Below are 11,343 nucleotides of genomic sequence, written 5' to 3'. Positions count from 1 at the left end.
CCATCTTTGAGTGGCTTGTTATTTTCAACATAATGTAAAACACAAGCATTAGCTCCACCGCCTACAATACTGTTATAAGACGGAACACAGCCATTTTTCCCAAAAATATAATTGAGTTCAGCTTCAAGAGCATATTCCATCATTTCTGGGTGTACCGTTTGCATCGCACGCGTATGCGCTTCAGCACTAATATTTGCAGCAATTTGCATTAGCTCAAGTTCTTGTGGTGACTTAACTAAACGCATTTCATCAACAATACGGTCAAGCTGTAGCAATTGAGCGGGAGCGTTTTCATGTCGGTGCTCGGCATCTGCTTTTTTAATCCACTGGCTCACGCGCGCGTCAAACTCAGCATCGTGCCCAATCCGATAATAAAGACGCTCTTTATTTAATAATTTTTCAATAATTTCTTCATCAAGCAAATCAATGACATATGCTTCATCAGCATCGTAGTCTTCAACTGCACCATCAACTCCAGCACGGAAACCATTCCAGATCTCCATCTCGCGATTACGTTCACGGCAAAAAAGACTATAGCTATATTCTTCATCGTCGAAGGTTTCAATGACAGCAACTGCCTCAGGCTCAGCAAAGCCCGTCAAATAGAAAAAACTACTATCGGCACGGAATTTATAATCCGCATCACGATTACGGTACATTTCTTCACGCGTTGCAATAATTGCAATGCTGTTTGGACCCATTTTTTCTGCCAGACGGTCTCTACGATGTCGAAAATCAGCTTGAGGCAATTTCATAATGATCTACTTGATTTAGAATTTTAAAGTCAAAAAATAAAATACAACCAATAACACATCGCCTCAATTAGCTTGGGCGATGTGGAGTAAACATTTCTACAATATTTTGTTCTGTGTCTACAGCAGCAGATTTACTTTTTGCATGAAATTTTTTCAATAAAGAACTTTCAGCTACAGTAATTTTTTTTCTGCCAATAGATAAACTTACAGGAATTAAGCGTACAAATTCATATAATTCTTCGTAGCTGCTTTCACCTTCTTCATCATTGTCAGAGTCTTCAAATTCGACTGCTGCAATATCTTGAAGGTTCTCAATCAACTCAAGTTCATCTGGACGGATATGACCCGATGCCAATCCAAAACCTAATACAACGCCTGCACACCAATCTGATAAAGCTTGTACACGCTCTTGAAGTAAATGGTCATCGTCAGGAAGCATAGGTAAATAATCTAATTCATCTTCAGATAACGCATGAATAACATCTTCTGCTTCATCAGTTAAAAGTGTTAGAGCATCTTCACTTAACTCTGGCACATTAAGGGTTGTTAAAATTTGTGACCATTGTTCACGCGTTGGCGCTTCTGTCACACAAACAATACCTGTTAATAGACCATGTAACTCACTAGGGCTTGAAATTTCTTCAATTCCTTCAAAATGAGCGTTCCAATCTGTCCAGCCTGAAATATCGTCTTGCATTCGTTTATCCAATCTCTATACTTTGTATATATTACCTTTGATTGCAATTCTGTGCGACCTCGTTATGTTAGAACAATTACAGCGGCTACAAGCGCATATTAGCGTATTAAAAACACGCTTACATCATTTAGAGAGTGAACATGCGGCACTCTCAGAAGCTAAAGAACTGGCTGAAACAGAGCATCACGCACAAGTTGTGCAAAAAAATAGTATTATCACTAAAAAACAAGAGGAAATTGAGTCGGTAACTGAGCAACTATCTCAGTTAAAAAGTCAATTTCAACAGTTGAATCAGGATGCTAACACACTTGCGGAACGTTATAGCCGATTAGAAAAAAGTACGACTGATTTAAAAAATCGTTTTCAAGAAATTCTTGCCGAGCGCAATGAATTACGTGTTGCAAAAGAAAAGTTACAAGCCCACCAGCGTCAAACTCAACAAGAGCTTCATGATTTACAACAAGATCGTGATCGTTTGTTACAAAAAAATGAGCTTGCTAAATCAAAAGTTGAAGCGATTATTCAACGTTTAGGAATTTTAGGCACTGCTCAAGATCAGCATGCTCAAGAAATTCAGCAGCTTGCCCATCCTAATGCTGAAACTGGTGAGGAGACCCAATCATGAGTGAACAAGTCATGGTAGAGCTTAGGCTGATTGAGCAGACCTTTAGACTCGCAACTACTTTAGACAAAAAAGATGAACTTGAACGTGCAGCAGAACTTCTCAATGAGAAATTTAATGAGATGCGTCGTAGTGCCCCACGTGTTGAGCACAACAAACTGGTCATTATGGTTGCTCTACAATTGACTCAAGAAGTACTGAGCCTTAATAAGTCTTTGCAAGAATACACTCACTGTGAACGTTTACTGCAAACGATATTGGATGATGTTGAACAAATTGTTTAAATAAATTATCCATACAAAAACGCCTTGCTCTATGAATAATAGATGCAAGGCGTTTTTTATTGGCACTATTAAGCGTAATTGAAATTATTTTATGCCTGTTAATGTACAAAGCTTCATCAAACGCAAACTAAGTTTACAGTTCCAGAGGTTTAGGTGATTGCCAACATGGTCAGATCGGTTATACTTAAACTGTCTCTGGGATGTTCGCCAGCGGGTCTATTCCCCTGCCGATACTTAAACTTATGGATGTGTTCTGTATATTTAGAGTGTATGCCTACCCTCGTGTAGGAAACCCAGCAAGTATACGTCGCGTCCACCTTGAACTCATCGGGTTCAGGGTAACGACACATGCAGCGGCATCTTCGGAGCATTTAGTTTTAACTTTAAGAAAAATTCAAAATATTTATTTTAATTTAGCTTTCCATACAGACCTTTCAGTCTAAAATTTTCTTTTTAAACATTAAATTGCAGCTTAGTTGATTAATTTACTCCGCCTTCTCTAATATTATTTTTTATTTCTATTAAGACACTCTTCATACCAGCCTGTTTGAAAATCTTCTATTGCCTTTCTTTTAAAGAAACTAGTTCTAAATACTTTGGCAGAGTAAGCTGAATTAATTAAATCTTGGTAAAGTTGTTTGGCTTTTGGGTCTTCAAGACCATTCGCTATCTGTTGCAAGTCTTGAGATGGAACTTTTTGTTGACGTGCTTCCATGACAGTATAAGCGACTTTTTTTACTACATTACAAATATCAGGATCACTTACATTGTCGTCGGCATGACATCCTAAAGCTAAAAAACTAAGAAAAAATAATTTAAACTTCATGACCCTACCTTATTTTTATAGTTTGAAATTTATAAAAAAATTTAATTATAAAAAAAAGAAATAGAAGATCTCTTACTATTTCTTTTTTAAAAGATTACGCTGGATTAATCACGTAAAAATAAATAATAAGCCCAGCTAAAACAGTTGAAGCAATCGTTAAGTATGTACCAACCGTATTAAAACTCTGTAAGAATTTCAAGATTTCCATATCTAGAACCCCCTAAATTAGCAACTATAAAGACAAAATGAAATTTACCACAACTTAATAATGCCAATCAATTCACACTTATCGGATTTTTTGAGATTTAAACCATCAATTAATTATTGATTACATCGAATCGCAAAGGCATCTTTGTAGTAATCAGTTGCACTCTTCAAATCTGACAATAATTTTTCTTCGGTATAAGGTTTAGGTGAAATTTTAATTAATGCAGGCATATATTGGGTTTTATAAACCTCAGGATAATCATGGCACAAGATTTTGATTTTAACTTCTTGTGGTGTATTCGGATTATCCAGTTGATCTAAAAACTCTCCAATTTTACGGTCAGACTCTTCAAATTGAGCTTTATAGTCAACTTCAGCAGCTTCAGGTTCTGTTTGTTTTGTACACCCGCCTAGCATCAATACGGCGCTTATTGTAATGGTTAAAATTTTTAACTTCATAGGCTTAACAATTTCACATTCATCCTTCTAAATATTCTTATCTGATTAAATGTAAATAAATACTGGTAATACGTAAAGAAATAGAATTTTTTATCGCTAAAGAACATACATCGCATCAAATAAATTTAAAGTTATTTCTTAATTAGTTCTCTATTTCCATAAATCTTAAGAAAAATAGGTATAATTTTGCTCGACTGATCTCAAATCTTTGTTAGATTTACGCATGAATGAACTTAGTTTTATTAGAAAAAATTTAAGATCTAAAAGACGCTCTTTATCCCCCTTAGAGCAAAAAAAAGCTCAGCTTAATGTTCTGCATCATTTAAACAGTCTTGCTATTTTTCATTCATCAAAAAAAATTGGTTTATATCTGCATGCCTTCGGAGAAGTTCATACAGATCTGATCATAAAATTATGTTTTAAAAAAAATAAACAAGTTTATTTACCTATGATTTGTTCTATGAATCAACATTTAGTTTGGGTAAAAATATCTAGAAACCAATATTTAAATCGACGTTTTTCCCATCATCCATTGGGTATGAAAGAACCCATGGCAACAAGAGGAAAACATGTATCAAAACTTGATTTACTGTTAATGCCACTTTTAGCTTGTGATCAATACGGTACGCGTATTGGTATGGGAGGCGGCTATTATGACCGTACATTGGCTAGTGCAAAACATAGACCTTATCGTTTGGGAATGGCTCATCAATTTCAATTTATTGAGCATACTTTAAAACGTCAAAGCTGGGATCAACCCTTAGATGCTTTACTCACCCCTCAACATATTTATTATTTTAAAAGATAATATTTATATGAAAATTTATAAAACTTAAAATATATCCTTTTACTTTTTAGTCCCTTAAAACGAAAAAGTAACCACCCTAAGGATGGTTACTTCTACGTGACAGACCGATTTACCAACTTATAGTAACACGGCTATTTAATGTTCAATATTAAATAAGTTTTGCATTATTGTTAATTATACAATGCCGATAAATGGCATAAGAAAATGGTTGTTTTCTATCCAAACGTCTTTTTTACTATATGAATATTTCATAATTATTAAGCTAAATTACTCATCCTTTCTACAAAATTTTATTCTTCTTAAGAATTAATCCGTTGATTCATAATATTTTAATAAAAAAGTTGACTAAATTAGTCATTTTTTCCACATTTTCTATAGAGAGGCCCTTGTAATTTTTGAAATACACATCACTATAAAAAACATGGCAACCTCGTTGTCACTCATTAGGAGTGCCCATGTCTGAACTTATTATGAATGAAAAAACTGACTTAGAGCCTCAGGTTCCAAGTGTATTACCACTTTTAGCGTTACGTGATGTAGTGGTCTACCCACACATGCAAATTGCGTTATTCGTGGGTCGTGAAAAATCGATCAATGCAGTTGATGTGGCTCGTAACAGTGACAATTTAGTATTTGTAGTTGCGCAAAAAGATTCGCTTACAGAAGATATTGATCACGATAACCTTTATCAGTACGGAACTGTCGCTAAGATTGTTCAGGTCGTAAATCATGAGAATGATGAAAACTGTATCAAAGTACTGATTGAAGGGTTACAGCGCTCTAAGCTTGAAAAAATTATCGATGAAGATAGCCATTTGACTGCTGAGCATAGCTTAAGTCCAATGACAATTAACGTAGATAAAGCTACTCAAGAAACTCGTTTACAAGAGTTGCGTAATTTATTTGCTCAATATGCTGAAGCAAAATTACGTAATGCACGTGAACTGGTTGCAGCTGCTAATAAAATTGAAGACTTGCTACAGCTTATGTTCTTCGTGGCAACACGTGTACCTCTAAATATTGAAATTAAACAGAAGTTTTTAGAGCACGATGAATTTGAAGCACATTTGCAAGAGCTTATGAGCTACCTGGTTAATCAATCTGCCGAACAGCAAATTGAACAAACTTTGCATGACAGCGTAAAACGCCAAATGGAAAAAAACCAACGTGAATACTTTCTAAATGAAAAAATGAAAGTCATTCAACGTGAACTTTCTGACATGAATGGTGGCGCTGAAGATGACGTTGCTGAAATAGAAAAACGTCTTACTGAAGCTGATTTACCTGAACATGTACGTAAAAAAGCTGAAGCTGAGTTCCGTAAGCTTAAAGCAATGCAACCTGCATCTAGTGAAGCGGCTGTTGTACGTAACTATCTAGAAGTAATTTTAGATACGCCGTGGAATAAGGCGAGCAAAGTCAGCATTAACCTTGCGAAAGCTCAAGAGATTCTTGATACAGATCACTACGGCTTAGATGACGTTAAAGATCGTATTGTTGAATACTTAGCGGTTCAGTCTCGTGTTAAAAAACTCAAAGGTCCTATCCTATGTTTAGTAGGCCCTCCTGGTGTAGGTAAAACTTCGCTTGGTGAATCAGTTGCGAAAGCAACAGGTCGTGAGTTTGTTCGTATGGCACTTGGTGGCGTACGTGACGAAGCTGAAATTCGTGGTCACCGTCGTACTTATATTGGTGCGATGCCAGGTAAAATCGTGCAGTCTTTAACAAAAGTTGGCGTGAAGAACCCACTGTTCTTACTCGACGAAATTGACAAGATGGCACAAGACTACCGTGGTGATCCTGCTTCTGCATTGCTTGAAGTATTAGATCCATCACAAAACAGTAAGTTCAACGATCACTATTTAGATCTTGATCTTGACCTATCTGAAGTGATGTTCATCTGTACTGCAAACAGCATGAATATTCCTGAGGCATTGCTTGACCGTATGGAAGTTATTCGTCTACCGGGTTATACCGAAGATGAAAAAGTTAACATTGCTGAACGTTACCTTGTTCCAAAAGCGATTAAGAACAATGGTCTGCGCGCAAAAGAGTTAACAATTCATGAAGAAGCGATTCGTGACATTGTTCAGCGCTATACACGTGAAGCGGGTGTACGTAGTTTAGAACGTGAAGTGTCTAAAATTGCGCGTAAAGTGGTAAAAGAAGCAGTAAGTAAAAAGTCTAAAAACTTACAACTTGATGTGACTTCTGCCAATCTTCCAGAATACTTAGGTCCACACAAGTTTGACTTTGGTATTGCAGAAGATGAAGCGCAAGTAGGCCGCGTAAATGGTCTAGCTTGGACATCTGTAGGTGGTGAGTTGCTTACTATTGAAGTTGCAGCCGTCAAAGGTAAAGGTAAATTCATTACAACTGGCTCACTCGGTGATGTAATGAAAGAATCTATTACTACAGCAATGACTTTAGTACGCACACGTGCCGATGAGCTAGGTATTGAAGCTTCTCGTTTTGAAGAAACTGATGTACACGTTCACTTACCTGAAGGTGCAACACCAAAAGATGGTCCATCTGCTGGTTTAGCATTAACAACTGCGCTTGTATCAGCATTTACAGGTATTGCGATTCGTCCTGATATTGCAATGACTGGTGAAACAAGCTTAGGTGGTCGTGCAATGCGTATTGGTGGCTTAAAAGAAAAACTTCTTGCAGCACACCGCGGTGGAATTAAACTTGTATTTATTCCACAAGATAACGTTCGTGATTTGGCAGAAATTCCAGCCAATGTTAAAGAAGGTTTAGAAATCAAAGCTGTGAAAAGTATTGATGACATCTTGCCTTTAGCATTAGTTTCGATGCCCAAGCCTTTACCTAAAACACCGATTGTAAAACCGGTGGAAGGTTCAAAAGCAGCACGTCACTAATTAAAATGCGAAAAAAAGAGAGCTTCGGCTCTCTTTTTTTTGTTACACAATTTGATTGAAAAATATCCAACCATCCTCATAATAGGTATTAAGAGTATTTAATTAAATTAAGTATTCTTCGTTATCTATTATTTTATAGATAGCCTTGTTTTATTCTCTATGATCATCTGAACTCCAGACAGATGATCATTTGATCGCAGTCCAACACCGTTTTTTGGACTGCGTTTTTTATGCCTATTTTACTACCACGAACTTATCTCTTCCTCAGGTATAATGCGCCAGCTGTTTTAAATGAATAGATAATATGAAAATTCGTATTCTGACCATTGGTCAAAAAATGCCTGCTTGGGTTCTCACTGGTTTTGAAGATTACTTCAAACGTATTCAACCTTTTGTGCAAACTCAAGTCATTGAACTTCCTATGGCCAAACGTGGTAAGAATGATTCAGAAGCGGATATTTTAAAATATTGTCAAATTGAAGGTGAAAGTATTTTAAATGCTTTAAAACCGAATGAAACTTTAATTGCTCTAGAGGTCGGTGGCCGAGAACTCAGCACAGAAAAGCTAGCTGACACAATGAAACAGTGGATGCTTGAAGGCAATGATGTAGCACTTGCTATTGGTGGACCAGATGGTTTATCAGATCAAGTACGTAAAGCTGCCGCATGGCATTGGTCACTTTCAAAACTCACAATGCCCCATCCTTTGGTACGTGTTTTACTCATTGAGCAGCTATATCGGGCAATGACTATTAATCATAATCATCCCTATCACCGTGCATAAAAACAACAACCGTTTCATTTTAGGAACAATCCGTTGAAATCAGGATACTTTTAACATGTCCTGTTTTTGGCATAATAACTATTATTCTGCTTTTTAACTCAGGTGTAATGCAATGGAACTACAACCCCTTCCCGGACTGTTTATTTCACATGGTTCACCCATGCTTGCACTTGATCCAGAACAAGTAGGCCCTGCTCTACACCGCTTAGGAGCTAACCTTCCCGTACCAAAGGCAATCATTGTGATGTCGGCGCATTGGGAAAGTAAAGCACTTGAAGTGAGTATTTCGACTCGTCCTGAAACATGGCATGACTTCCGCGGCTTTCCTAAAGAGTTATATGAAATTCGCTACAGCGCACCTGGGCAACCAGAACTTGCTGAAGAAATCTTAAAATTACTGGCAGAAGCTCATTTAGTTGCACATGCGAATAGTACGCGTCCTCGTGACCATGGCGTATGGATGCCTCTATTGCATATGTATCCTGATGCAGACATTCCTGTGGTCGAGATTTCTTTGCCAACCAATTTAAGCGCACAAGAAATTTATCGCATAGGACAAACACTAGCGCCTTTACGTGACAAACAGATTTTACTCATTGGTTCAGGCAGTATCACTCATAACCTTGCAGAGCTATCTTGGCAAGGAGACAACTCTAAAGTTCCAGAATGGGCCTCAACTTTTAGAAATGCTGTTGTGAATAAACTTACCCATCAAGATTATGATGGTGTACTAGACTGGCAATCATTGCCCTATGTAAAACGTAATCATCCTACCCTTGAACATTTTGCCCCGTTGTTTTTTGCTATGGGTACAGGCAATCGTTTTACGATTGTTCACAGCAGCTTCACAATGGGCTCGCTAGGCATGGATATCTATCGTTTTGATTAATTATTAGCAAATACCCCGTTTCGCGGGGGTATACCATTATTTTTGTTGAAAATTAGAATAACTTACAAACTTATACATTTTAAAAACCGAAACAATCAAATGTTTACATTTTCTTTTTTTAAGAATGTTTTAAGCTTATTGCTGTTGTTTTTTTACTTGAAGTTTTTTTAAATGAAAATTAAATATTTAATTCTTGCGTTATTACCTTTTTCTTTGATGGCGTGTCAAACAGTTACCACTACTCCTGCTCCAATTGTATCTGAGCAACAACAAAACCTTGCAGCCACTTTAGGTGAATATGCTTGGACTTATCAAAATGTAAAAGCTTCTAAACCACTTATCCTTAACTTTAATGCAGATGGCAAATTAGCAATCAATACAGGTTGTAATGGCCAAGGCGGTACTTGGAAAGTTGAAGGTAACCAACTTGTTACATCTAACCTTGTTTCAACAATGATGGCTTGCCAAGATGATTTAATGAAACAAGAACAATTGTCGAATAGCATCTTTAGTGACGCAAAATTACCAATCGAAATTAGCAACAATAATGGTCAGGTGATTTTAAGCGTGACAGACAAAACTGGTCAAAAGCATATTTTCCAAGGTCAAAAAGCAGTGAATACTCAAGCTTTAACCGACTACTCTTGGTCTTATCAGCCTGAAAATACAAAAAAACCTATCGTTCTTAACTTTACCAACGACCGTTTATCAATCGCAACGGGTTGTAACCGCCAAGGAACAACTTGGAAAGTTGAAAACAATACCATCGTAACTGCTGATGTAATGTCAACAATGATGGCGTGTGAACCTGCTTTAATGAAACAGGAACAATTTTCTAGCAGCCTTTTCCAAAAACGTGCGATTCCATTTGAACTCAACACTACAAACGTTGACCAACCAACACTAACGGTATCTGATGCTCAAGGTCAAAAATATACCTTTACTGGTAAAATGACACCTGAAGCAAAATATCAATCTGAAGGAAAAACTGTTTTCCTAGAAGTTGCTCCACAAACTAAATCATGTACTGGTGTTGCACCACAAACTTGTATGCAAGTTCGTGAAATTAAATATGATGACAAAGGCGTTAAAACTTACGCTGACAAAAACTGGTCATTATATTATGGCCAAATTGAAGGTTTTGAACACAATCCAGATCAACGCGTAATTTTACGTGTAAAACGTTTTGAAGTGAAAAACCCAGCAGCAGACCAATCTAGTCAAGCTGATGTATTAGATATGGTTGTTGAGCAAGAATTAGTTAAAAAACCTAAAAAATAAGTTTTTAGACTAAAAAAATCCGATGCTTTTGCATCGGATTTTTTATTTCTATTTTTAGAAAATACCTTGAGCAAGCATTGCATCAGCCACTTTTACAAAACCTGCAATATTGGCACCATCAACATAATTAACAGTGCCGTCTTCTTTAGTACCGTATCTTACACAATTCGCATGAATGTCTTTCATAATTGCATGTAAACGTTCATCGACCTCAGCATGTGTCCAGCTTAAACGAATTGCATTTTGAGACATTTCTAAACCAGATGTTGCCACCCCACCCGCATTAGATGCTTTTCCTGGTGCATACAAAATTTTAGCTTCAATGAAGTGTTCAACTGCTTCAAGTGTAGATGGCATATTAGCGCCTTCAGCCACACAAATTACACCATTTGCAATAAGCGTTTTAGCATCTTCACCTGTTAATTCATTTTGCGTAGCACATGGTAAAGCAATATCGACAGGAATATGCCAAGGCGTTTTTCCTTCAAAATATTCAAAACCATGTTTAGAAGCAAACTCAGAAATACGACCACGTTTAACGTTTTTAAGATTCATGACTTCAACAAGCAACTCATCTGTAAAACCATTTTTTACATAAACTGTGCCGTTAGAGTCAGATAAAGTAACAACTTTTGCCCCTAAGAACATGGCCTTCTCTGCTGCATATTGTGCAACGTTACCAGAGCCAGATACTGAAACAGTTTTACCAGCAAAAGATTGTCCACGTGCTTTGAGCATTTCCTCTGCAAAATAAACCGTACCATAGCCAGTTGCTTCAGGACGCATTAAGCTACCACCAAATGAAATTCCCTTACCGGTAAAGACACAAGCGGTGTCATTGCTCAG

Annotated in this window: 12 protein-coding genes, 1 other RNA gene and 1 pseudogene; 8 read left to right on the top strand and 6 right to left on the bottom strand. The window is 36.9% G+C overall.

Annotation, left to right across the window (positions count from 1 at the left end; all coding sequences use genetic code 11):
- Both UC75_RS21430 and UC75_RS11855 read right to left on the bottom strand, forming a co-directional pair.
- A partial coding sequence (locus UC75_RS21430) for an aminopeptidase P N-terminal domain-containing protein (protein WP_228137317.1) occupies positions 1–755 on the bottom strand: 755 nt, incomplete at its 3' end.
- A 67-nt stretch (positions 756–822) separates the two neighbouring features.
- On the bottom strand, positions 823–1,452 hold the full coding sequence (locus UC75_RS11855) for a UPF0149 family protein (RefSeq protein ID WP_013198594.1): 630 nt from the start codon (positions 1,450–1,452) through the stop codon (positions 823–825).
- Between the two features lie 64 nt (positions 1,453–1,516).
- Between UC75_RS11855 and UC75_RS11850 the strand changes: the two genes are divergently transcribed.
- From UC75_RS11850 to ssrS, 3 genes are all read left to right on the top strand, one after another.
- The gene (locus tag UC75_RS11850) at positions 1,517–2,077 is read left to right on the top strand and encodes a hypothetical protein (RefSeq protein WP_049837704.1); all 561 of its coding nucleotides are present in this window, start codon (positions 1,517–1,519) and stop codon (positions 2,075–2,077) included.
- Complete coding sequence (locus tag UC75_RS11845; RefSeq protein WP_003652859.1) at positions 2,074–2,358, top strand: cell division protein ZapA; 285 nt, start codon at positions 2,074–2,076, stop codon at positions 2,356–2,358. The genes UC75_RS11850 and UC75_RS11845 overlap by 4 nt, the downstream gene beginning before the upstream one ends.
- A 189-nt stretch (positions 2,359–2,547) precedes the next feature.
- Positions 2,548–2,731: non-coding RNA, 6S RNA (ssrS, locus tag UC75_RS18890), on the top strand.
- A gap of 132 nt (positions 2,732–2,863) precedes the next feature.
- Here ssrS and UC75_RS11840 read toward each other — a convergent pair.
- From UC75_RS11840 to UC75_RS11835, 3 genes are all read right to left on the bottom strand, one after another.
- Positions 2,864–3,184 carry a hypothetical protein gene (locus UC75_RS11840; protein ID WP_049837703.1) on the bottom strand — a complete coding sequence of 107 codons (321 nt, stop codon included), beginning with the start codon at positions 3,182–3,184 and terminating at the stop codon, positions 2,864–2,866.
- Between the two features lie 94 nt (positions 3,185–3,278).
- Entirely contained in the window at positions 3,279–3,392 is a 114-nt protein-coding gene (locus UC75_RS18885) for a hypothetical protein (protein ID WP_004793930.1), read from the bottom strand.
- 113 nt (positions 3,393–3,505) lie between these two features.
- A complete protein-coding gene (locus UC75_RS11835; protein WP_049837702.1) occupies positions 3,506–3,850 on the bottom strand; it encodes a hypothetical protein in 345 nt (114 codons plus the stop codon).
- Between the two features lie 223 nt (positions 3,851–4,073).
- Between UC75_RS11835 and UC75_RS11830 the strand changes: the two genes are divergently transcribed.
- The 5 genes from UC75_RS11830 (at position 4,074) to UC75_RS11810 (ending at position 10,497) form a co-directional block, all read left to right on the top strand.
- Complete coding sequence (locus UC75_RS11830) at positions 4,074–4,658, top strand: 5-formyltetrahydrofolate cyclo-ligase (protein WP_049837701.1); 585 nt, start codon at positions 4,074–4,076, stop codon at positions 4,656–4,658.
- 455 nt (positions 4,659–5,113) lie between these two features.
- On the top strand, positions 5,114–7,543 hold the full coding sequence (lon, locus tag UC75_RS11825; RefSeq protein ID WP_005303397.1) for an endopeptidase La: 2,430 nt from the start codon (positions 5,114–5,116) through the stop codon (positions 7,541–7,543).
- Between the two features lie 304 nt (positions 7,544–7,847).
- A complete protein-coding gene (rlmH, locus tag UC75_RS11820; RefSeq protein WP_004793934.1) occupies positions 7,848–8,327 on the top strand; it encodes a 23S rRNA (pseudouridine(1915)-N(3))-methyltransferase RlmH in 480 nt (159 codons plus the stop codon).
- A 112-nt stretch (positions 8,328–8,439) separates the two neighbouring features.
- Entirely contained in the window at positions 8,440–9,216 is a 777-nt protein-coding gene (locus UC75_RS11815; protein ID WP_049837700.1) for a DODA-type extradiol aromatic ring-opening family dioxygenase, read from the top strand.
- 171 nt (positions 9,217–9,387) lie between these two features.
- The gene (locus UC75_RS11810; protein ID WP_023274298.1) at positions 9,388–10,497 is read left to right on the top strand and encodes an META and DUF4377 domain-containing protein; all 1,110 of its coding nucleotides are present in this window, start codon (positions 9,388–9,390) and stop codon (positions 10,495–10,497) included.
- A gap of 54 nt (positions 10,498–10,551) precedes the next feature.
- Here UC75_RS11810 and UC75_RS21425 read toward each other — a convergent pair.
- A pseudogene (locus UC75_RS21425) lies at positions 10,552–11,343 on the bottom strand (glutamate dehydrogenase); the annotation flags it as partial.

This window comes from Acinetobacter sp. V2 (assembly GCF_001188385.1).
GTDB lineage: Bacteria > Pseudomonadota > Gammaproteobacteria > Pseudomonadales > Moraxellaceae > Acinetobacter > Acinetobacter oleivorans.
The sequence above is the reverse complement of the archived record's forward strand: the minus strand, read 5'-3'. Positions and strand labels throughout refer to the sequence as shown.